The 23,006-nt window shown below is 44.7% G+C and carries 23 protein-coding genes and 2 tRNA genes; 15 read left to right on the top strand and 10 right to left on the bottom strand.

Features of this window, described 5'->3' with window-relative positions:
• Positions 1–2: 2 nt before the first annotated feature.
• From dapF to lptM, 3 genes are read right to left on the bottom strand one after another with little or no spacing between them, the layout of a single operon-like run.
• A complete protein-coding gene (dapF, locus tag AYW75_RS17105) occupies positions 3–833 on the bottom strand; it encodes a diaminopimelate epimerase (protein ID WP_067102102.1) in 831 nt (276 codons plus the stop codon).
• A 10-nt stretch (positions 834–843) separates the two neighbouring features.
• Positions 844–2,097 carry a diaminopimelate decarboxylase gene (gene lysA, locus AYW75_RS17100; RefSeq protein ID WP_067102099.1) on the bottom strand — a complete coding sequence of 418 codons (1,254 nt, stop codon included), beginning with the start codon at positions 2,095–2,097 and terminating at the stop codon, positions 844–846.
• 9 nt (positions 2,098–2,106) lie between these two features.
• Complete coding sequence (gene lptM / locus AYW75_RS18690; RefSeq protein ID WP_082856578.1) at positions 2,107–2,244, bottom strand: LPS translocon maturation chaperone LptM; 138 nt, start codon at positions 2,242–2,244, stop codon at positions 2,107–2,109.
• A 181-nt stretch (positions 2,245–2,425) separates the two neighbouring features.
• Here lptM and AYW75_RS17095 point away from each other — a divergent pair, with 181 nt between their 5' ends.
• Positions 2,426–3,187, top strand: a complete 762-nt coding sequence (locus tag AYW75_RS17095) for a hypothetical protein (protein ID WP_067102097.1) — start codon at positions 2,426–2,428, stop codon at positions 3,185–3,187.
• 54 nt (positions 3,188–3,241) lie between these two features.
• On the opposite strand, the gene argH is transcribed toward AYW75_RS17095, so the two are convergent.
• A complete protein-coding gene (gene argH, locus AYW75_RS17090) occupies positions 3,242–4,642 on the bottom strand; it encodes an argininosuccinate lyase (protein WP_067102094.1) in 1,401 nt (466 codons plus the stop codon).
• Between the two features lie 157 nt (positions 4,643–4,799).
• Here argH and hemC point away from each other — a divergent pair, with 157 nt between their 5' ends.
• From hemC to AYW75_RS17070, 4 genes are read left to right on the top strand one after another with little or no spacing between them, the layout of a single operon-like run.
• A complete protein-coding gene (gene hemC, locus AYW75_RS17085) occupies positions 4,800–5,726 on the top strand; it encodes a hydroxymethylbilane synthase (RefSeq protein ID WP_082856577.1) in 927 nt (308 codons plus the stop codon).
• Positions 5,727–5,755: 29 nt separating this feature from the next.
• Positions 5,756–6,517, top strand: coding sequence for a uroporphyrinogen-III synthase (locus AYW75_RS17080; protein ID WP_067102088.1), 762 nt, complete (start codon positions 5,756–5,758; stop codon positions 6,515–6,517).
• Entirely contained in the window at positions 6,510–7,736 is a 1,227-nt protein-coding gene (locus AYW75_RS17075) for a uroporphyrinogen-III C-methyltransferase (RefSeq protein WP_067102085.1), read from the top strand. The genes AYW75_RS17080 and AYW75_RS17075 overlap by 8 nt, the downstream gene beginning before the upstream one ends.
• A complete protein-coding gene (locus AYW75_RS17070) occupies positions 7,733–8,965 on the top strand; it encodes a heme biosynthesis HemY N-terminal domain-containing protein (protein ID WP_067102084.1) in 1,233 nt (410 codons plus the stop codon). The genes AYW75_RS17075 and AYW75_RS17070 overlap by 4 nt, the downstream gene beginning before the upstream one ends.
• 56 nt (positions 8,966–9,021) lie before the next feature.
• On the opposite strand, the gene AYW75_RS17065 is transcribed toward AYW75_RS17070, so the two are convergent.
• The 3 genes from AYW75_RS17065 to AYW75_RS17055 form a co-directional block, all read right to left on the bottom strand.
• Positions 9,022–10,569 carry a methyl-accepting chemotaxis protein gene (locus tag AYW75_RS17065; protein ID WP_067102082.1) on the bottom strand — a complete coding sequence of 516 codons (1,548 nt, stop codon included), beginning with the start codon at positions 10,567–10,569 and terminating at the stop codon, positions 9,022–9,024.
• Positions 10,570–10,710: 141 nt separating this feature from the next.
• Complete coding sequence (locus AYW75_RS17060; protein ID WP_067102079.1) at positions 10,711–11,628, bottom strand: hypothetical protein; 918 nt, start codon at positions 11,626–11,628, stop codon at positions 10,711–10,713.
• Between the two features lie 27 nt (positions 11,629–11,655).
• Positions 11,656–11,862 carry a hypothetical protein gene (locus AYW75_RS17055; RefSeq protein WP_067102076.1) on the bottom strand — a complete coding sequence of 69 codons (207 nt, stop codon included), beginning with the start codon at positions 11,860–11,862 and terminating at the stop codon, positions 11,656–11,658.
• A gap of 89 nt (positions 11,863–11,951) precedes the next feature.
• Here AYW75_RS17055 and yaaA point away from each other — a divergent pair, with 89 nt between their 5' ends.
• Positions 11,952–12,728 (top strand): peroxide stress protein YaaA, encoded by a 777-nt coding sequence (gene yaaA / locus AYW75_RS17050; RefSeq protein ID WP_067102073.1) that lies wholly within the window; start codon positions 11,952–11,954, stop codon positions 12,726–12,728.
• A 4-nt stretch (positions 12,729–12,732) separates the two neighbouring features.
• Here yaaA and prmC read toward each other — a convergent pair whose 3' ends face one another.
• From prmC to hemA, 3 genes are read right to left on the bottom strand one after another with little or no spacing between them, the layout of a single operon-like run.
• Positions 12,733–13,569: a peptide chain release factor N(5)-glutamine methyltransferase gene (gene prmC, locus AYW75_RS17045; protein WP_067102070.1), complete on the bottom strand. Its 837-nt coding sequence runs from the start codon at positions 13,567–13,569 to the stop codon at positions 12,733–12,735.
• Between the two features lie 30 nt (positions 13,570–13,599).
• Positions 13,600–14,688, bottom strand: coding sequence for a peptide chain release factor 1 (gene prfA, locus AYW75_RS17040; protein ID WP_067102067.1), 1,089 nt, complete (start codon positions 14,686–14,688; stop codon positions 13,600–13,602).
• Positions 14,685–15,959, bottom strand: a complete 1,275-nt coding sequence (gene hemA, locus AYW75_RS17035; RefSeq protein WP_067102065.1) for a glutamyl-tRNA reductase — start codon at positions 15,957–15,959, stop codon at positions 14,685–14,687. The genes prfA and hemA overlap by 4 nt, the downstream gene beginning before the upstream one ends.
• Before the next feature lie 238 nt (positions 15,960–16,197).
• On the opposite strand from hemA, the gene AYW75_RS17030 reads away from it, so the two are divergent.
• From AYW75_RS17030 to AYW75_RS16990, 9 genes are all read left to right on the top strand, one after another.
• The gene (locus AYW75_RS17030) at positions 16,198–17,928 is read left to right on the top strand and encodes a tetratricopeptide repeat protein (protein ID WP_067102062.1); all 1,731 of its coding nucleotides are present in this window, start codon (positions 16,198–16,200) and stop codon (positions 17,926–17,928) included.
• A 9-nt stretch (positions 17,929–17,937) separates the two neighbouring features.
• Positions 17,938–18,519, top strand: a complete 582-nt coding sequence (lolB, locus tag AYW75_RS17025; RefSeq protein WP_067102059.1) for a lipoprotein insertase outer membrane protein LolB — start codon at positions 17,938–17,940, stop codon at positions 18,517–18,519.
• Positions 18,516–19,376 carry a 4-(cytidine 5'-diphospho)-2-C-methyl-D-erythritol kinase gene (gene ispE, locus AYW75_RS17020; protein ID WP_067102056.1) on the top strand — a complete coding sequence of 287 codons (861 nt, stop codon included), beginning with the start codon at positions 18,516–18,518 and terminating at the stop codon, positions 19,374–19,376. Before lolB ends, ispE begins: the two co-directional genes overlap by 4 nt.
• A gap of 57 nt (positions 19,377–19,433) precedes the next feature.
• A complete protein-coding gene (locus AYW75_RS17015; RefSeq protein ID WP_067102054.1) occupies positions 19,434–20,381 on the top strand; it encodes a ribose-phosphate diphosphokinase in 948 nt (315 codons plus the stop codon).
• Positions 20,382–20,448: 67 nt separating this feature from the next.
• Positions 20,449–21,027 (top strand): 50S ribosomal protein L25/general stress protein Ctc, encoded by a 579-nt coding sequence (locus AYW75_RS17010; protein WP_067102051.1) that lies wholly within the window; start codon positions 20,449–20,451, stop codon positions 21,025–21,027.
• A gap of 16 nt (positions 21,028–21,043) precedes the next feature.
• Positions 21,044–21,628, top strand: coding sequence for an aminoacyl-tRNA hydrolase (gene pth / locus AYW75_RS17005; protein WP_067102048.1), 585 nt, complete (start codon positions 21,044–21,046; stop codon positions 21,626–21,628).
• 23 nt (positions 21,629–21,651) lie between these two features.
• Positions 21,652–22,743, top strand: a complete 1,092-nt coding sequence (gene ychF / locus AYW75_RS17000) for a redox-regulated ATPase YchF (protein WP_067102044.1) — start codon at positions 21,652–21,654, stop codon at positions 22,741–22,743.
• A gap of 103 nt (positions 22,744–22,846) precedes the next feature.
• Positions 22,847–22,921 (top strand) — tRNA-Gln (locus AYW75_RS16995).
• Positions 22,922–22,932: 11 nt separating this feature from the next.
• A tRNA-Met gene (locus tag AYW75_RS16990) sits at positions 22,933–23,006 on the top strand.

Genomic DNA, 23,006 nt, shown 5'->3' with positions numbered 1-23,006 from the left:
TCTTATAGGTAAATTTGGCCTTCAAATACTTTTTGTGCAGGTCCAGTCATTTCAATAGAATGACCTGGTCCTCGCCAAGAAATACGCAAATCACCACCAGGTAAATGCACTAAAACATTGGAGGCAAGCCAACCTTGCTTAATTCCGGCCACAACGGCCGCACATGCGCCAGTTCCGCACGCTTGTGTTTCACCAACCCCACGTTCGTATACGCGCAAGTTAACTTCATCAGATGATAAGACCTGTAAAAAGCCAACATTTACATTGTTTGGAAAACGCTCATGATCTTCAATAATCGGACCCACGCGGTGCACAAGTTCATCCGTTAGTGCTTCTACACGAATCACTGCATGCGGGTTACCCACTGACACAGGCGTTAAATCGAAATGCTCACCTGCCACATCAATCACATAAACGTCAGCCAATTCATCTGCTACAAAAGGAAGGTCAGCAGGTATGAAACTAGGCTCTCCCATGTCCACACAGACTTGACCATCCTCTTGGATTTTCAACTGCATCTGACCACGCTTTGTTTCTACATCAATGACACGTTTATGAGTCAACTCACGATCCAGTACAAACTTTGCAAAACAACGAGCACCATTGCCACAATGCTCAACTTCCGAACCGTCACAATTATAAATACGGTAGCGAAAGTCCATATCCGGGTTGGAGGGAGGCTCAACAACCAACAGCTGATCAAAACCTATGCCACGGTTACGATCACCAAGGCGCTCGATCTGCGCCTTGTTGAAATACACTTTTCGAGACACGGCATCGACAACGACGAAGTCATTACCGAGGCCATGCATCTTAGTAAATTTTAGTAACACGTTACGCTCCTTAAGCAGGCAACAGTTGCTCACCGGCTAACTGGTGATCAATGTCTTCACGCTCACGGATTAAATATGTTTTATCACCGTCAACCATCACTTCCGCTGCGCGGCCACGACTGTTGTAGTTTGAAGCCATTGTGAAACCATAAGCTCCGGCTGAGCGAAGAGCTAGTAGATCACCCGGCTGAATGTCTAACTCACGATCTTTGCCTAGGAAGTCACCCGTTTCACAAATCGGACCAACTAGGTCATAGGTGCGTTTGCCTTCCGGTGTCGCACCTAAATTAACTGGGACGATGTCCATCCAAGCGCCATAAAGAGAGGGACGAATCATATCGTTCATCGCACCGTCGATAATGGCAAAGTTTTTATGCGCGGTGCATTTTAGGAACTCAACTTTCGTCATCATAATGCCGGCGTTCGCAGCAATTGAGCGACCTGGTTCAAAAGCCAGTGATAGATCACGACCTTTTACCTTGGCCAGTAATTGATCTGCATAATCTTTCGGCTCTGGTGGCACTTCATCACGGTAGCGCACCCCTAAACCACCACCTAAATCAAGATGTTTAATGGTAATACCTTGTTCAGCTAACTGATCAATCAGACCAATCAAGCGATCAAATGTGTCCATAAATGGCTGAAGCTCAGTTAGCTGAGAACCAATGTGACAATCTACCCCCATCACATTTAGGTTCTCTAACGAATGCGCCACGCTGTAAATACGCACGGCATCTTGAATATCGATACCAAATTTATTGTCTTTCAAGCCCGTTGAAATGTAAGGATGTGTTTTAGCATCTACATCAGGATTTACACGCAATGAAACTGGCGCCACAACCCCCATTTCGCTCGCCACAGTGTTTAGGCGATAAAGTTCTGACTCAGACTCAACGTTAAAGCAGTGAATACCAATTTCTAATGCACGACGCATTTCATGCGCTTGCTTCGCCACACCAGAGAACATCACTTTGCTCGGATCGCCGCCTGCACGCAAAACGCGTTCTAGCTCGCCGATGGAGACAATATCAAAACCTGAACCAAGACGCGCCAGCACATTCAAAATTGCAATATTGGAACACGCTTTCACGGCATAGCAAATCAACGTTGGGTGTGACGCAAAGGCATCCGCATACGCTTTGTAATGGCGCTCGAACGTGGCACGCGAATATACGTAAGTTGGAGTACCGAATTGATTTGCGATATCCGTTAATGAAACATCTTCAGCGTGAAGCTGCTGACCAGAGTAATTAAAAAAGTCCAAGGGAACACCTCAATGATCGGAGGAAGTAGACACTGCGTCCGCTGGCAAAGATTGCTGCGGTAAATACAAGGCACCTTTATTTCCACAACCCGATAGAACTAAGGTCATGAGCAACAAAAAAATAGGCTTAGGCACAGTGATAACCATCCATTAATATAATTTGTTGACAGTATACTGATCCCCTATTTTATTCCCACCCCCACTCACTATTTTGATTGAAAATCTTTACGCGGTTTGCCTGTTTAAAGCCATGTGATTTGCTATAGTGAGCGCTTGATACGCGCGGTTTTGTACGCAAAAGAATTAGAATCAAGATACGGATGCTCGAATGAAACGCTTGCTTAAACCATGGGTGGTTGCTTTGCTTGCAGCACTAGGTCTGCATGCCACTCTATTTGTATGGTTTAAAGATCGTCACTGGGGCGCTGAAACGTCGGAACCAACGCATTTGCAGGTTTCAATATTAGCCGCTGAGGAGTCGGCACAACTCACGCCTGAATCTGAGTCTGAATCTGAGTCTGAATCTGAATCTGAGTCTGAACCAGCTACAATCAAACAAGACCCAACAGAACTAAGTCAAATAACCGAACCGCCTTCACAGACTGAGCCACTCAAAGCGCCAGCAGCAGAAGCAGCTCGTGTACCCATGCCGACGGCACAACCCCGTTTCACATTGAGTGACATCGTCGATGCGACCGAAGCGGTAACCTCCTCTCCTGACTGGAAAGCCAACAGCTTGCTCGATATTGAAGGAGTCAGCGCCAAAAAACCGACTTTAGACCCGACTAAAGATGCTTTTTCACCAAAATTTCGACAAGCGCTCTACAAAGCAAAAAATATTCAAAATGAATATGAGAAAGGTATTATTGAAGAACAGAAATATCCCATTACAGAAGATGCTGACGGTACTCGCTATGTCAATATCAAAGGGTTATGTTGGAAGCTACCCGAGCCAGGCAGCACTGAAGAGTGGCAGGTAGTTCTGTCTGGTTGCTCGGGGCAAAAAGACATGTTCAGGTTTGAACTGAATATCACGATGGATATATTACGGACGGCTCCTTTTCAAGACCTCCCGTTTGGCAATAATTAAAAAACCCCGCTTAATGCGAGGTTTTTAGAGTATTGCAGAGGAAACGTCGTTTTATTAACGTTGTGCTAATTCTGCCTTAGCACGTTCAATCGCAGATTTCACCTGAGCTGGCGCTGTACCTCCAATGTGATCTCGTGCCGCTACCGAACCTTCAAGCGTTAATACTTCGAACACATCCTGTTCAATCATGTCGCCGAAACCTTGTAGCTCCACTAACGTCATTTCAGATAAATCGCGACTTTCTTGCACACCAAACCCAACTGCTTTACCGACGATTTCGTGAGCATCACGGAACGCCACGCCTTTACGCACTAGGTAGTCAGCAAGGTCTGTCGCAGTACTGAATCCACGGCGCGCCGCTTCATACATATGCTCGTTACGCGCTTCGATCGCTGGAATCATATCTGCAAACGCACGCAGTGAACCACGTAATGTATCTACTGTATCAAATAACGGTTCTTTGTCTTCTTGGTTATCTTTGTTGTACGCCAAACACTGGGATTTCATCAATGTTAATAGACCCATTAAGTGGCCATAAACACGACCTGTTTTACCACGCACAAGCTCAGGTACATCTGGGTTTTTCTTCTGCGGCATGATAGATGAGCCAGTACAGAAGCGATCAGGAAGGAAAATAAAGTTAAATTGAGCCGAGGCCCACATAACCAATTCTTCAGCCCAACGAGATAAATGCATCATGGTAATCGAAGCTGCAGCCGTGAATTCAATTGCAAAGTCACGATCACTTACCGAATCTAATGAGTTGTATGTAGGACGTTCAAATCCTAGCAAGTCTGCTGTCATAAAGCGGTCGATTGGGTAAGTCGTCCCAGCCAATGCTGCGGCACCTAGTGGCAAGATATTAACGCGTTTACGGCAGTCCAGTAGACGCTCGTAATCACGTTGTGCCATTTCATACCACGCCATCAAGTGATGGCCAAATGTCACTGGCTGAGCCGTTTGTAAATGCGTAAAGCCAGGCATAATTGTGTCTGTATTTCGTTCTGCAAGAGATAAAATACCTTGCTGCAAACGTGTTACTTCTTCGAGCAAAAAGTCGATTTCATCGCGCATGTAGAGGCGAATGTCGGTCGCTACTTGATCATTACGTGAACGACCTGTGTGCAATTTCTTACCCGTAATACCGATTTTCTGTGTTAAACGAGCTTCGATGTTCATATGAACATCTTCTAATTCTATAGACCACTCAAACTCACCACGAGCAATCTCTTGCTCAATTTCCGTTAAGCCTTGGATAATTTGGTCGCGTTCAGCCTCTGTTAACACACCGACTTTTGCCAACATCGTTGCATGTGCAATCGAACCACGAATGTCTTGTCCCGCCATACGCTGGTCAAACTCAACCGATGCGGTAAAACGAGCGACAAACGCATCAACAGGTTCAGAGAAGCGACCACCCCATTGCTGGTTAGTGGTTTTGTTTGTATCAGTCATTTATTCATTTCCCAGTCTGAGATCAATGTTGCGGCAAGATTACCTGATGACGCGCCCTTTATAAAGGGCTGCGGGATGACGACCAACAGGCAAGCGAGTATGATATAGCGAAATTTTATCGTTATTTTCGTACTCGATGTCGACTCTAGGAGAGAATGTGAGAAATAAAATCGTCATTGCAACCCGTGAAAGCCAACTGGCCCTTTGGCAAGCAAACAACGTAAAAGCTTCTTTGGAGGCTCTCTACCCTGAGATCAATGTCGAATTGATGGGCATGACCACTAAAGGCGACCAGATCCTAGACTCGCCGCTCTCAAAAATTGGCGGCAAAGGTTTATTCGTTAAAGAATTAGAAAAAGCCCTTCTCGATGGTGAAGCAGACATTGCAGTACACTCTATGAAAGACGTGCCAATGGAATTTCCTGAAGGCCTAGGCCTAAGCGTTATTTGTGAACGTGAAGACCCGACCGATGCGTTTGTCTCCAACACATATGACTGCATCGACGATCTACCAGAAGGTGCAATTGTCGGCACCTCTAGCTTGCGACGCGCGAGCCAACTGCAAATGCACCGTCCTGATATCGAAATAAAAAACCTGCGTGGCAATGTCAATACGCGTCTACGTAAACTGGACAATGGCGAATACGATGCCATTATTTTAGCTACAGCAGGCCTAGTCCGCTTGGAAATGGCAGACCGTATCAAAACACGAATCAGTGACACGTTTTCTTTACCAGCAGGCGGTCAAGGTGCAATGGGAATAGAGTGTCGCACCAACGACGAAGAACTGATCAAATTACTTGCCCCCTTACAACACCAAGAAACAGCCTACCGTGTAACCGCCGAGCGTGCCGTAAATAAGCGTCTGAACGGTGGCTGCCAAGCTCCGATTGCTTGTTTCGCCGTGTTTGAAGGTGAAGAACTTTATGTACGCGCTTTAGTCGGCAGCACCGATGGTAAACGTATGGTACGCAGTCAGATTCGCGGCGCCAAAGAACATGCCGAATCATTAGGTATCCAGTTAGCCGATGAACTGCTTGGGAAAGGCGCTCAGGCGCTATTGGATGAAGTGTACCAAGACTAATTCGCAACCTGATTGGGAAATCACCCACCATGCAAGGCTTAAAAGTTTTGGTCACTCGACCTGAACCCGAGAACGGTTTGACCTTCCAAGCGCTTACTGCGCTTGGCGCCACCCCTATATCACTTCCAATGCTAGATATACAGGAAACAACAGATCCCACCGCCCGCGCAGCACTGCGCACTCAACTCTATAACCTTGATCTTTATCGCTTCGTGATTTTTGTTAGCAAAAATGCGGCGCGAATTGGGTCTGAATTGATTGACGAATGCTGGCCAATGTTACCCGTTAACATTAATTGGTTGGGAATTGGGCAAGGTACAACACAAACGCTGCAAGAATTACACATACCCGCCTTAAGCAACCCAGGAAACAACACTGAAACCATGCTGGATTGGTTGAAGCCAGTCAAAATGCGCGGTGAAAAAGTGCTGATTGTTAGAGGCTGTGGCGGCCGACCGGATTTGGCAAAAGCGCTAGAAGAACGTGGTGCAATTGTCGACCACTTAGAGCTCTATAAGCGACATATGCCACAATATACGGCACAAACTTTTTTATTCTTAGATCATCCTGACGTAATATGGGCTACTAGTGGAGAAAGTGTGGCCAATCTGACAACTTACGTTGAGCAATTTGCCCCAAACCTCAAAGACACTGTCTTATTTGTTCCAAGTGAAAGAGTGGCGCAACAAGCAAAGTCCCTTCATTGGAATCAGGTAATCTGTGCACATGGCGCTGACGATCAACGTTTAATCTCAGCCACACAGCAGCATTTAGGACGACAACATGACTGATAAAAACGACAAGGCTTTAACCGAGAACACGGAAAACAGCGTAGACTCTACGTCCTTAGAGTCCTCTCGCGAGAGCAATTCCGCTCCCTCTAGTGATGCTCACAACGTCACCAGCACTCACGATGCCTCTAAAAGCAATAAAGCTTTACCCGCCATTGCACTGCTCGCTGGCGTTGCCGCGCTAGGTTTAAGTGGCTGGCAGTTTTATCAGAGCCAATATATGAACTCTGATAACCAAGCCTTAGCGGATGCCCAAAATAAAGTGGTTGCACTTGAACAACAAGTGAATCGCCTTAACCGCCGAGTTGAAAGTAATACCTCCCTTACGACTCGTATTGGCGACTTTGATGAAGCGCTAGCTAACATACAAGCGCAATCTAATAGTGTGAAAACACAGACAGAACAAGCCTTAGTTGATCTTTCAAGCAAGATCAACAAGCTAAGCAGTGCGGATAAAAACGACTGGTTGCTGGCCGAAGCAGAATATTTAATCCGCCTTGCAAATCAACGCCTACTACTTGATAAAGATACCAAGGGCACAATTTCTCTATTAAGCAGCGCTGACACCATTCTTGCGGACCTAGAAGATCCCTTGATGTTTGACACGCGCAAAGCCATCGCCCAAGACTTACAAGCGTTGAAGTCTATAGCTTCATTTGATCTTGAAGGTCGCTATTTGCAACTTTCTGCACTGTACGACCAGGTTGCCAAACTACCGCAGCGTGAACCATCCAAATCATGGCAAGAGCAACAAACAGAGGCTAACTCTCAGACTACTGAAGTAACAACATCATCCGCGATCAAGCAATTGTTTGCAGAAGCTTGGCAAGGCTTGAAGTCTTTGGTCGTTATTAATTACAACCAAAAGCCCATCAAACCACTTTTACCACCAGCAGAATATCAAGAGCTAGTCACAGGCATTCAGCTACAGCTTGATGTTGCACAAGTCGCACTTCTAAAAGGCGAGCCAGCGATCTACGAGAAGTCATTAAGCCGTGTTGCCATAGCTGTCAATCAACATTTTGACACGTCATCTCAAGCAACAATTGCCTTTATGACAACACTCACATCATTACAACAAGTAAACCCGAACCCTGATGTTCCACTTCCTCGCGCTTCACTTCAGGCAATGAAAAACTTGATGAAGAACTGGAAAGCCAGTGCCATACAGACGCAAGAAGACACTTCCGCAGTCACTAATGAGGAGCAAGCTTTATGAGAAAAATTCTCTTATCTCTCATTATTGTCCTACTAATTGGGGGTGCTATTGGCCTAATTATGAAGCAAGACCCTGGCTACGTAATGATTTCTTTCAAAAGCGTAACGCTAGAAATGAGCCTATGGGTGATGCTGACACTTGTCATAATAGGCTATGTAGCAGCGGTTATGCTGTTTAAGCTCATTTGGGTACTGCTTCACCCGAACTCATCTTTATCCAAATTAACAGGTACGCTTTCCCATAAGCGTGCTTTGAAATCTACCATTAAAGGGATGCTTGAGTTAGCTGGTGGCAATTGGGGAAAAGCTGAGAAACTGCTTACAACATCTGCTAACAAAGTATCTTACCCGTTACTGAACTACATCGGTGCGGCTTACGCTGCCAGCGAACAAGAAGAGCATGAGCGCTCAAAAGAACTACTGCGTAAAGCACACCAAGCATCACCTGATGCTGAGTTCGCCATCAGCTTTGTACAAAGTCAACTTCAGCTTAAACAAGGCCATTATGAAAGTGCCCTAGCTTCCTTAAAACGCCTACACAGCATGAAGCCAAAACACCGCCAAACCCTTAAAATGTTGGTAACTACGCATACTCAGTTAAAAGACTGGGAAGCTTTACAAGAGTTAACTCCGACACTTAAGAAACAAGGAATTTTTGACGACCATAACCTACTAGAGCTTGAGAAAAACGCATTTCTAGCACTTTTAGAAAAACTGCATTTCCGAGCAAAGACAGGCGAAAGTAAAGAAGTCCTTTTGAATGAACTTCAAGGCATTTGGAAAAAACTGGATGCCTTAGCTAAAGATGATGAAATGCAGGTGCTGTATGCCAGCACATTAATCGAGTTCGGCAGCGAAGAAAAGGCAGAAGCCTTCATTCGTTCGTCGCTAAATGATCAGTGGTCTGATGCACTTGCAGGTGTATACGGTCAGTTAACAGATGTCTCTATGAAGAAATCGCTGAGCAATGCTGAGACGTGGATTCGCCGACATCCTGAAAGCGCCCCACTTTACTTAGCAGCTGGACGAATTTGTCAGCGCTTACAATTGTGGGGAAAGGCCCGCGATTACTATGAAAAAGCATTGCATGCAGACGCCTCTTCAGAAGCCATTGTTGAGCTCAGTATGCTTTTACAAGCCATGGGCGATATTGATGTAGCACAAGAGCTTATCGTCAAGCGCATTCATAATGACAGCCTATCTATGAAAGCGTTACCGCTTCCTCACTAAACCAAAAATGCCGAGCAGCAATGCTCGGCATTTTATTCATCAAAGAATGATAGCGCTTATTTAAAGCGAACGACCAGTTCATGCATATCTGAAGCAACCCCTCTTAGCGTAACCATGCTCTGCATAGCACCTTCCGCTTCATCTTTACTCTCATTTGCTAAGTCTGAGATTCTAACTAATTGCTGATTAATATCTTCAGAGACATGAGCCTGTTCTTCCACTGCGGCCGCCATCTGCGTCGACATATCAGAAATACTAGTAACGGCTGAAACAATAGTTTGCAAAGAAGCTTGAGCATCTGACATTTTTTGTAGACCTACATTTGCACTCTCTTGCCCATTGCCAGCCACCTTAACTGCGTCGTGAGCACCACTACGAAGACGCTCAATAATACTGTGAATTTCTTGGGTCGAACCCTGGGTTCTTTGAGCCAGCTGACGCACTTCATCGGCAACCACGGCAAAACCACGACCATGTTCTCCTGCTCGTGCAGCCTCAATAGCCGCATTTAAAGCCAACAAATTCGTTTGTTCAGCTATTTGGTCAATCATCACAGCCACCTCAGCTATACTCTCTGACTGCTTTGATAGATTACTGACAGACTCACTGATCCGCTCGACTAACGATGCTAACTCCTGTACCGCTGACGTGGTTTCCTCAAGTGTCTTATCACCTTCTAAAGCTAAACTTTTGGCTTGCTCAGCACTGTGGGCGGTATGCTGAACATGCTTAGACACATCCGAAACAGTGGCAGTCATTTGCTGCATGGCGGCTGCCACTTCTTGCGTTTCATGCATTTGCTGTTGAATTTTTTTAGTCGAACTACCGGTCTGCTCTAAACCGTGCTCTGATTTTTTAGAAACTTCCATTGATTCCGTTTCAATCCGAGTCAGTACCGTATCAAGATGCATCGCTTGGCTTTTAATACCAACTTCAAGTTGGCCAAGCTCAGTATTATGATCTGAATAGGTCTTAGCCGCTAAAGGGTGGGTAAATGAATGACTCAAGGATCCCTGTAAAATTTGGTGCATCTTCCACTGTGTAAATCTGTAATAGAACGCCAATAAAACAGAGGATACCAATGCAGGGGCTGTCGCAGAAGGTACATCCATAAAAAACATCAACAAAGACGCAATCCAAGCTATTACGACAAGAATAGGTACAACAATACTTAATGGAACTGTTACGCTTTTTTTTCCCTCTCGAATCGAGCCATACAGCTTTTCAGCTCGCTCCACATCTTTGCGATCGGGTGTCGAACGCACGGATTCATAGCCGATTACTTGCCCTTTTTCTGTGACAGGCGTTACGTAAGCATCGACCCAATAATAGTCGCCATTTTTACTACGGTTTTTAACCAACCCCATCCAAGGTTTACCATTTTTTAAATGGCTCCACATAATATCAAACGCTTCTGTAGGCATATCAGGGTGACGGACTAAATTATGTGGTGCCCCTAGAAGCTCTTCATAGGTAAACCCACTAATATCGATAAAATCTTGGTTGCAGTAGGTGATTTTGCCCTTCAGATCGGTAGTGGAAATCAATCGAACACCTTTAGGCACAACTCTTTCCACGTTAGTGACAGGTAGATTCTTTCTCATAATTCCCTCATGACTTCCAAAAAAGCCTATTGGCTTATTGAATACATGCTTCAACAAAAACAATAATGTCTTTATTTCGTACACATTCAGTAAAAGAAGCGTAGTCAAGGTTTAGTAACTTTGCATGTATGGTCAGGAATTTTATGAACGGTTTTTTAGATAACGAGCAACTCGCCTAGTGATTACAGGCAGTATGTAAGTGGGTACTTGCATGGCACCGGCAAGGGGAAGAAAGGCTGGTCCCAATAAAACACCAGCGATAGAGTAAGTAAGCAAAACATTGCGATTTCCGGATGTAATAGCAGCCGTTAGCGACTTTTCGATCCCATGATGACGATATAAAAAAAATGTAACAACAAAGAAAATACTTACCAAAACAGCCGCAACTAGTAAAAATATCATTGCCTGTGACGCGTTTTCATCCCAAAGCCCTCGATAATTACCAATTAACCCAAAGGGAAACGCGAACACCAACAAAACTGTATAAGGTGATACTTTCAACAAAGCGCGCTGTAAAGCCTTTTTCGGCACAATGTAATGCAGACTAAATGAAATTAAAATTGGACCAACAATAAAAATCAACAACCGAATGCCATATGTGACGAAATCCAAGCTTCCTTGTGACATGGGCAAAGAGTGAATAGAAATAAACAAGGCCACAGGTAAAAGTAGAGTCGTAGCGATGGTCATTGCCATCGCTTCAAGAGCATCATACCCTAACGCTCGAACAATGGCGGGCGTGGCAAACAATGAGCCTGTCGCCCCGACCCCTAGAATAGCCAACAATAGCTCATCAGATAGACCTAATAAAACACCGCACAAAGCAAAAATCGCCATAAAAAAGGCACTGTGAAGTAAGGCGTATAGCCAAATAGACCGGTGACAAAGTCGTTTAATTAACTGCTCCATCGGCATTCCGATGAGTGTCAGCAACATAAGTGTGAACAATACGTAGGGGAGAAATGGGAATAATGCGTTAGAGGCGACTGGGAACACAAAGCCAAGCAAAGCACATAAAAACATGCACACAAGTGAGTGTTTAACTAAAAAAGTAAGCAATGTCCGCCTTCCTTGAAGTTTTTATTATTATCGCTTACGAGATGTGGCACATTTTCTATTCTGCTCTGGTAACTCTGATAGCTCTAATGGCCAAAGTTTACGAGCTTCATCAAAAGCATGACGTAATTCATCTAACTGACGTTCTGACGCTTTTTCTTCCACACGCGACACCACTGCCTCATCATCGCTCCGCGATTCAAGCTGCACCGGAAATGGTATTACGTTGTCCTTCATACAATATCTCTATCAAGGCTATTAGTGGATATCTACTGACACTCTATGGATAATCTAATTAAAACGCAACGCTATGCCAAGGTAAGACAATGAAATATTTGATTTCTCCGGCGAAAACACTGGATTTAGACAGTAAGACGCCTGATATAAAGTACTCTGAACCACGCTTCTTAGATCAAGCGCAGTCACTAATTAATACGATTAAACCCTATACACCAGCGGATATTGCTTCACTGATGAAGCTGAGCGATAAGTTAGCAACACTTAATGTTGAACGCTATCAAACTTGGTCACAACAGCATAATGCGAACAACAGCCGTCCTGCACTGTTTACGTTTATGGGGGATGTCTACACGGGGCTCGATGCTTATTCCCTAAGTACCGAACAGATTCATTACGCGCAATCCCATCTTCGAATTTTAAGCGGTCTTTATGGTCTACTTAAGCCCTTAGACTTTATGCAGCCTTATCGCCTAGAAATGGGTACAAAATTGAAGAACAGCGAAGGTGATAATCTCTACCATTTTTGGGGTAGCCAAATCGCTAACGCTTTAACAGAAGAGCTTGAAAAGGACGAGTTGTTGGTCAACCTTGCTTCAAATGAGTACTTTAAAGCGGTTGATAAAAAAGCGATCAAACAAACAATCATTACACCGAATTTCTTAGATGAGAAGAACGGCCAATACAAGGTAATTAGTTTCTATGCGAAAAAGGCTCGTGGCCTAATGGTACGCTATTTAATCGAAAGTGGCGCGGAGACTATCGAAGACATTAAACGCTTCGATCTAGCCGGATATCGCTATGATGCAGCGCGTTCTAAGCCCTTAGAGCCTGTATTCACAAGGGCTGAAGGTGTGACAGACTAAACGCTTAGGTTAAACGCCCTACTGTTACTCGATCATTGCCACCTAAATCTTGATAGGTGGCAATGTCTTTGAATGCTTTATCAGAAAACAATTGCTGTACAGCTTTAGCTTGATCAAAACCGTGTTCAAACATCAACCACCCACCTATAATAAGATGCTGCAAAGCGCCATCTATGATCTGCTTGATATCAGCTAAACCGTGATCATCGGCCACTAACGCTGTAATGGGTTCAAATCGAACATCACCTTGCGTCAAATGCTGATCATCGGGATCAATGTAAGGCGGGTTTGAGACAATCACATCAAACAAAGGCTCATCGGCCAATGCTGAAAACCAATTACTTTTTAGAAAACGAGCATTCTTTATATCGTTTTTAACAGCATTTTGCTGGGCTAGCGCTACCGCTTTAGCCTGAAAGTCGATACCAACAACGTCGGCAGAAGGCCATTCGTAAGCTAACGCTAAAGCAATCGCTCCCGTGCCAGTACCAAGATCCAAAACGCGCTTGACACCGTTAGGCTGTAGCTCCAAAGCCACTTCAACCAATCGCTCAGTGTCTGCTCTAGGAATCAAAGTATGCTTTGACGTTTCTAAGCTCAGAGTCCAGAAGTCTTGTTGTCCCAATATATATGCAATTGGCTCACCTTGCTCTCGGCGAGTCAACAAGGCATTAAATTGCTCATTAGTAGAGTCTGAGACAACTTTTTCAGGCCATGTAAAAAAGTAACTTGTGGAAACGCCAAGTACATGCGCCAGCAATAATTGGGCATCTAATTGGGCTGTATCCGATTGCAACGCGAGTCGCCCATAAGCCAGTTTTAGCAAAGAATCTATGGTCATGGATGTCTCGCGTGTATTCACAAAAGGAGTTTAGTTATCGCCACTCAAAGCAGAAAGCTGTTCAGCTTGATACTCATTAATCAACGGATTAACCAGTACATCTAAATCACCCTGAACAATTTCATCTAACTTGTACAACGTCAGATTAATACGGTGATCCGTAACTCGGCCTTGTGGATAATTGTATGTACGAATACGTTCAGAGCGATCACCACTGCCCACCAAAGAACGACGTGCTTCTGATTGCTCCGCTGCGGCTTTGCTTTCTTCCGCCGCTTGAAGGCGAGATGCCAGTAAAGCCATGGCTTTAGCTCGGTTCTTATGCTGTGAACGCTCATCCTGACATTCCACTACCACACCTGTCGGAATGTGCAGAATTCGAATGGCTGAGTCCGTCTTATTGACGTGCTGCCCACCCGCACCAGAGGCACGGAAGGTATCAACACGAAGGTCAGCTTTATTGATGTTAATAGCCTCTACTTCGTCCATTTCAGGCAGAATCGCAACAGTACAGGCAGAAGTATGAATTCGACCTTGTGATTCCGTCGCCGGAACACGCTGCACTCGATGCGCACCGGACTCAAACTTCAGTTTAGAGTATGCCCCATCACCCACTATGCGTGCGATAACCTCTTTGTAACCGCCATGCTCACCTTCATTGGCACTAACAATTTCGACTTTCCAGCGCTGTGTTTCGGCATACTTAGAATACATACGGAACAAATCACCAGAGAAAATTGAGGCTTCATCACCACCGGTTCCGGCACGCACTTCTAAGAACACATTTTTCGCATCGTTAGGGTCTTTCGGCAGCAAAAGCAACTGAAGATCTAACAATAATTGTTCTCTTTGCGCCTGCCCAGCTTTCAGTTCTTCTTGACCCATCTCTTTAATATCTGGATCAGTATCACTTAACATTAGTTGCGCTTCTTCAATGTTTTCCAACACCTGCTGATATTCAGAAAAGCATTTCACGACAGGCTCTAGCTCGGCGTACTCTTTACTGTAATTACGGAACAAATCTTGATCCATAATCACTTCTGCTTCACTGAGTAATGCCGCCAGTTCTTCGTAACGCTCAGATAAGCTCTCTAACTTAAATTTAATCGATTCTTTCATTCTAAGGATTCTTTCGTATCGGTTATGCCCAACACCTCGGCAGCTCGCTGCAAAGCTTCTTGATCAGCTTCGGCACCCGCGTGGCGTAAATACTGGGTTGGGGAATGGATCAGTTTATTCATCAATCCATGGGCTAATTTAGCAACCACCTGTTCCGGAGCCTGTCCTGACTCTAAACCTTTCAGTGCTCGCTCTAATTCGGACTGTTTTATTAATTCTGCTTGGGCGCGGTAGCTTACAATTAGATCAGCAACTTTGCGAGACTCTTGTTTGCGCCTAAACTCATCAACGCCTTGCTCGATGATTTTTTCAGCGGCTTCAGCAGCATCTTGACGCGCTCGAACATTCTCCTCAATCACAGAATGAAGGTCATCGACTGTATACAAATACGCGTCTTCAACTTCCTGTACTTCCGGCTCGATGTCTCGCGGCACCGCAATATCGACCAACAGCATTGGCTTATGTCGACGTTTATTTGTCGCGCGCTCAATCATTCCTTTGCCGATAATCGGCAGCTGGCTGGCAGTTGAAGAGATAATAATGTCTGCTTGATGCAGAAAATCGTTAATATCGCCCAACAATATAGCTTCTGCACCCAGCTCGTCAGCGAGAATTTGTGCGCGTTCGAGCGTACGATTGGCAACAATAATACGCTTTATACCAGCCTCTTTGAGATGACGGGCTACTAACTCAATAGTCTGTCCTGCACCAATCAACAAAGCGGTACTGCGCTTCACATCTGCAAATATTCGTTGGGCTAAACTGACCGCTGCAAATGCAATCGAAACAGGATTTTCTCCTATTGCCGTGTCAGTACGCACTCGCTTTGCAACAGAGAATGTTTGCTGAAATAAGGCCTGAAGTTCAGAACCAACACACTTGCCTTCTTGAGATACTGCATAGGCAGACTTTACTTGCCCAAGAATCTGAGGCTCACCTAAAATTAAAGAGTCCAGCCCTGATGCCACACGCATCACATGACGCACACCTTCATCACCAGAATGGGCATAACAAAAGCGACCTAGTTCAGCAGGCTCAATTTGATGATAACGCCCCAACCAAGCAATGATCTTTTCAGCATCAGACTCACCGTCGGCAGCGCAATACAACTCTGTACGGTTACAGGTAGAAACAATCACTGCCTCTTTTGTTTGAGCGTCAGACACAAGTGAATTGAGCGCCTCAAGCATTTTTTCAGGGGCAAACGAAATTTTCTCTCGAATAGATACTGGTGCAGTTTTGTGGTTCACACCCACAGCAATTAGCGGCATTCAGGAACTCTTCTCACGACTTGAGATCGAACAGATGTTTGCAGATATATGCCTAGTATTATGACACATGATTAAATACCCCTATTATAAGTGGAATTTTTAGCTCTTCGCACCCCATCAAATCAATAAATATGTCAATTCCTTACAATCATGCACCGTTTATTAGGCTGACAACACCTATATTGCAGAGCTACCATAGTAACTTGGATATGATTTTAGCCAAATAAGGCAGGCACTTATGCAACGAATGCAACACGCGGTATCGATTAAACGAGCTTTTCTTACGATGGCATTCGGTCTATCTGTCAGCGCCTGCTCATCCATTCCTAACTCACATACTGTGCCAATCGCAGATAACCGTTGGTCACCGGTAGCACAATCCAAACATACGGAGCAACTGGAACAACTTCTGAGCGCTGAGTTTGCTTTGCAACGTCAAGGCAGTGAGTCTGCGACCACGCTGTATTTAGATTTAGCTGAGCAAAGTACAGATGTAGAGATTGCCAAACGAGCCACCTCCACCGCCATGATGAGTGAAGACAGTCAAGCGGTACTCAAAGCCAGCTCCCGATGGCTAACACTTGATCCGAGCGCATCTCAAGCCTACCCTATTTTAATGCAAGCTCAGCTAAGCATAGGGGCGCTAGACGAAGCAAAAGCACTTCTATTAAAAGCTAAAAAGAACGATATCCCACTGAGTTTTCTGCCTAGCTTTGTGGATCAAAATATCCGTCACGACCGCATCACAACCCACTTAGAAAATCTTTTAAGTGACCCGAAATTAGCCTCCGATTTGTTTGTTAACATCGCTTTACTTCATGTTCATTTTATCAACGGTAAATATCAATACATACTCGACAATATTTCACCATTATTTGAACTGAGCCCAGAAACCGAGCAAGAAGGGTTATTCATCATAAAGGCAGTAAGTGAAGAACAACTGGGAATAAAAGAGAGTGCTCAAAAGACTCTCAAACAAGGTTTGAAGAGCTTCCCTAAAAGCCAGCGTTTGATGGCCAACTATCTAGAAATACTTGTTAAAAATGATGAGTATCAAACCGCATTGTCAGCGTTTGATGAAGCTCAACTCAACCCTTATTTACAACAACAAATTGGTACTGCTATCGCCCAATTGTTAATGCAAAAAAAACAACCTGAGCTTGCTATACAGTTAATTTCCAAATTGCCAAAACATGGCGGTTTACGTGATGACTTATTATTTATTTTAGCCAATGCACAACATCAAGCCGAACGTTACAATGACGCTCTAAAAAGCTTATTAAATGTGTTTGGCAAACTAAGCTGGGAGGCTTCTAACCTATTAGTACAATGGCTTTATTCAGCCGATCAAGCAGACCAAGTGAACTCTTTCATTTTGAAACGGGCTGTTGTTGATGTAGAACCTGGCCATATCACTGGCGTTGCAGATTTACATCTACATAACCAACGTCCAGACTTAGCAATTGACCTACTTACTCGGGCTCTTCCCATTTTTCCTGACGCTGACGGGCTACGCTATAAACGTGCAATTACTTACGATATGCAACAGCAGTGGTCTCAAGCGATACAAGACCTTACAATACTATATCAAAAGCACCCTAATGATCCGTCTTATATTAATGCACTTGGCTACACTATGATGGTTCGCTATCCTGATCAGTTCGACCAAGCTTTTAAGTTGATACAAAAAGCTTATGACCTTAACAGCGAGGACGCAGCAATCATGGACAGTATGGGATGGGCGTATTATTTACAAGGTAACTTAGAACAAGCTGAAACGTTACTTTCACAATCATGGGACGCCATGCAGGATGCTGAAATAGGTGCTCATTATGGCGAAGTGTTGTGGCAGCTTGAGGACCGAGAGAACGCGATAAAAATCTGGCGGCAGGCATTAAGAAACAATAGTGAGTTGCCAGTATTACTTGAAACTTTAGAGCAATACGCACCTACTCTATTAGGCTCATAAGGAAGAACCATGAAAATGAAAAATTTGGTTATTGGCTTTTTAGCTAGCATTTTTTTAGCTGGCTGTAGTTCATCACCAACATCACCCAAGACACCATTACCTGAAAGTAACGCTGATATAATGGCCTGGCAAAATGAAGGCCGAGTCGGCATTCGCACAGAGCAAGATGCAATCTCCGGTAACTTTAATTGGGAGCACTCTCCTGAGTATTACGAACTCAATATTTACGGCCCCTTTGGTCAAGGTGCAACACGCTTGGAAGGCATCCCCGGCAAAGAGTCGCGTTTGACTTATGACGACAAAGACTTAACTGGGCCAAGCGCCGATGCTTTGCTTTACCATGAGCTAGGCTGGCACTTCCCTGTTACCAGCGTACAATATTGGATTCGAGGACTAGCCGCTCCGAACAGTGCAGCGGAAATCACTTATCAACAAGATGGCACCACACCAGAGCAAATCGTACAAAATGGTTGGACCATTACCTATAAAGAATTCACTGAGTTAGAACATTTAAAATTACCGCAAAAAATGCAAGTTACTCACCCCCCATATCGGGTTAACTTGATCATTACAGACTGGAATGTTCAATGACGACACTTACTTTGCCATCTCCAGCAAAATTGAATTTATTTTTACATATCACAAGTCGTCGAAGCGATGGTTACCACGAACTGCAAACCTTGTTTCAATTCCTTGATCTAAGTGATGAGTTAAGCTTCACCCTTACCGATAATCCTGATATTAGCCTTATCCCTGAAATTAATGGCGTCGATCACGAAGATAACTTAATCGTAAAAGCCGCACGCCTTCTAGAAGCGCACAAGAAAACACACCAAGGTATCGCTATATCAATTAGTAAGATCCTACCTATGGGCGGCGGATTAGGTGGTGGTAGCAGTAATGCTGCAACAACGCTATTGGCGCTAAATACACTATGGAACTGCGATCTATCACTGGAAGAACTCGCACACTTAGGAAAACAGCTAGGAGCCGACGTCCCCATATTTGTATTTGGCCACTCGGCATTTGCAGAAGGGATTGGTGAAGTGCTAACGAAAACCAATCCTGATACCCCTTATTACCTGCTTTTAAAACCAAATTGCGAAGTACCAACTGGTCAAATTTTTACCGATAAATATTTGACAAGAGACACCCCTGCGATCAGAATATCGCACGCCTTGAAACTGGAAGGGCACAACGACTGCCTAGACGTCGCTCGGAGACTGTATCCTGAAGTGGATGAAGCGTTTTTGTGGCTCACAACATTTGGTAATGCAAAACTAACTGGCACTGGCGCATGTTTGTTTTTAGCATGTGAGTCAATTGATGAAGCCAAGCGGGTGAAAAACTACGCACCAGAGAAGTGGCAGACTTGGGTTTGTCGTGGATGTAATACATCTCCTACTCTTGACGTACTAAACCAGTGGATCGCATCTCAGCATACTTAATGCTGAATAAAACGCAAACATATATTTTCATCGCTATAAATACAAAGGGTGTACACAGTGTCCAAGTTGATGGTTTTTACCGGTAATGCAAACCCTGAGCTTGCTCGCAGGGTCGTTCGTCGCCTAGGTCTCCCTATCGGCAACGCTACGGTCGGAAAGTTCAGCGACGGAGAAATCACGGTCGAGATCAACGAAAACGTTCGCGGTAAAGACGTTTTTATTATCCAATCAACTTGCGCTCCAAGTAATGATAACCTTATGGAGCTGATTGTAATGGCTGATGCACTGCGTCGCGCGTCAGCTACCCGTGTAACGGCTGTAATTCCATATTTCGGCTACGCACGTCAAGATCGTCGTGTACGCTCAGCACGTGTACCAATTACAGCAAAAGTCGTTGCAGACATGATCTCGGCTGTAGGGATCAACCGCGTACTAACGGTAGACCTGCATGCTGACCAGATTCAAGGGTTCTTCGACATTCCTGTAGATAATGTTTATGCAACACCACTGCTATTAGATGATCTACAGCGCCAAGGTCATGAGAACATTACAGTCGTTTCGCCGGATGTTGGTGGTGTTGTTCGTGCTCGCGCATTTGCTAAAATGCTGGATGATGCAGATTTGGCCATCATCGACAAGCGTCGCCCACGCGCAAACGAAGCGCAAATCATGCACTTGATTGGTGATGTAGAAGGTAAAACTTGTGTATTGGTCGACGACATGATCGATACTGGCGGCACCCTTTGCGCTGCAGCAAAAGCGCTTAAAGAACACGGCGCTGCAAAAGTATTAGCTTACTGTACTCATCCTGTTCTATCAGGCAAAGCAATTGATAATATCAGCAATTCTGTACTTGACGAGTTAGTGGTGTCAGACACTATCCCACTGACTCAAACGGCACAGAATTGCGCAAAAATCCGCCAACTGTCTATGTCAGACATTTTGGCTGAGGCTGTTCGTCGCGTATGCAATGAAGAGTCAATCAGTGCCATGTTTGGGGCCTAAGCCAAACATTTACGCTCGGAACGGGTCGCAGTTCTGGGCAACCTTAACTTTATTTTAGGATATTCACATGTCTGTAGTTCTAAACGCTTCTGTACGTAACGAAGAAGGTAAAGGTGCGAGCCGCCGCCTTCGTCTTCAAGGCCTTGTTCCTGCTGTAGTATACGGTGGTAACACTAACCCTGAGTCTGTTTCGTTCAAAGGTAACGAAGTAGTTAAAGCGGTAAAAGATGCTGCTTTCCTAACTTCTGTAGTAAAAGTATCAGTTGATGGTGCTGAGCAAGAAGTAATCGTTAAATCTCTACAACGCCACCCAGCAACTGGCGATGTAATGCACATCGACCTTCTTCGCGTTGATTCAGAAACTAAGATCGTTACACGAGTTCCTTTGAACTTCGTTAACGCTGCTAAATCTGAAGGTGTTAAATCTCAAGGTGGTCGTCTACAAGTTGAAGCAAAACTTGCTGAAGTTCGTTGTCTTCCAAAAGACCTTCCAGCAGCTTTGAACGTTGACGCAATCAACGGTCAGCTTGGTCAAATTTTCCACCTATCTGATGCTGAACTTCCAGAAGGCGTTGAATTGGTTGCTTTGCTTAAAGGCGAAGACCACGACCAACCTATCGCTCGTATCGGTAAAGCTAAGCGTTAATCATTGAGGCAAGTCTGTGGCAGGTTTTAGATTACTCGTTGGCTTGGGTAACCCAGGTTCAGAATATGAAAATACCCGCCACAATGCTGGCGCACAATGGATAGAAGCACTGGCTCGTATGAGTCAGTGTTCTCTTCGAACTGAAAAAAAATTCTTTGGTCAGTTCGGCAAAGTTTTTATAGGTGGGCAGGAATGCTACCTCCTTATTCCTACGACCTATATGAATTTAAGCGGCAAAGCAGTTCAAGCCGTCTGTCAATTCTATAAAATCTCTCCCCAAGAAGTTCTAGTCGTTCACGATGAGCTCGATATCTCTCCTGGCACTGTTAAGCTTAAAAAAAGCGGTGGTCACGGTGGTCACAACGGCCTTAAAGATATCATTAGCAAACTCGGTAATAACCGAGACTTTGGTCGTGTTCGCATCGGTATCGGTCATCCTGGGCATGCAAGCCAAGTGGCAAACTACGTGCTCAAAAAAGCCCCCAGCGATGAATACCAAAAAATCGAACAAACCATCGATGAATCACTACGCTACCATACCGATATCATTGCGGACAATTGGAACAGTGTAATGAACCATCTTCATAGTTTTAAAGCATAAACTAACAGCTTTAGGAATCTCATATGGGCTTTAATTGCGGCATCGTCGGCTTACCAAACGTCGGCAAATCAACTTTATTCAACGCGCTCACCAAAGCTGGCATTGGCGCTGAAAACTTTCCTTTCTGTACAATTGAGCCAAACGCAGGTGTCGTGGCTATGCCTGATCCGCGTTTGGATGCATTAGCTGAAATTGTGAAGCCTGAACGCGTATTGGCTACGACCATGGAGTTCGTAGACATAGCAGGCTTAGTAGAAGGCGCATCAAAAGGCGAAGGCTTAGGCAACAAGTTTCTAGCAAACATTCGCGAAACCGACGCCATTGCTCATGTTGTTCGCTGCTTCGAAGATGAAAACGTAATCCACGTTTCCAATCACGTTAACCCGAAACTAGACATTGAAGTGATTAATCTTGAGCTAATTTTCGCCGATATCGAATCAATCGATAAACAACTGTTCCGCACAGCGAAAAATGCCAAAAGCGGCAATAAAGAAGCCATTGCTCATAAAGAGTTTCTAGAACGCATCAAAGCTCACTTAGAAGACGGTCTACCTGTTCGCGCGATGCCACTCTCAGACGATGAAAAAAAAGCCGTAAAACAACTGCATCTTTTGACCACTAAACCGACGATGTACATAGCCAATGTCGCTGAAGATGGCTTTGAAAATAACCCTCACCTAGACGTCGTTCGTGAAATCGCCGAAGCTGAAGGCGCCATGGTTGTGCCTATTTGCAACCAACTTGAAGCGGAAATTTCTGAGTTGGATTCAGAGGAAATGCAAGAGTTCTTGGATGAAATGGGCATGGAAGAACCCGGCTTAGATCGAGTCATTCGTGCAGGCTACGAACTACTGGGTCTTCAGACCTACTTCACAGCAGGCGTTAAGGAAGTGCGTGCTTGGACCGTTAAACAAGGTGCAACGGGCCCTCAAGCGGCTGGTGTGATCCACACAGACTTTGAGAAAGGCTTTATTCGTGCAGAAGTTGTCGCATACAACGATTTCATCCAATACAAAGGTGAAAGCGGCGCGAAAGAAGCAGGTAAATGGCGCCTAGAAGGTAAAGAATACATCGTCAAAGATGGCGACGTGATGCACTTCCGATTTAATGTTTAACTTTTTTAAAAATAATCCTTGACCCATTAACGGGTTATGTGAATAATATCGCGCCACAGACACAGCGAAGCAACGTTTCAAAATGTCTGTGTTGAGAGAATGTTGGGGTATAGCCAAGCGGTAAGGCAACGGGTTTTGATCTCGTCATGCGTTGGTTCGAATCCAGCTACCCCAGCCAATCTCTCAAAAGGCTATGTAGCTCAGTTGGTTAGAGCACATCACTCATAATGATGGGGTCACTAGTTCGAATCTAGTCATAGCCA

Origin of the sequence: Marinomonas atlantica (assembly GCF_001639725.1) — a bacterium.
Classification (GTDB): domain Bacteria; phylum Pseudomonadota; class Gammaproteobacteria; order Pseudomonadales; family Marinomonadaceae; genus Marinomonas; species Marinomonas atlantica.
The sequence above is the reverse complement of the archived record's forward strand: the minus strand, read 5'-3'. Positions and strand labels throughout refer to the sequence as shown.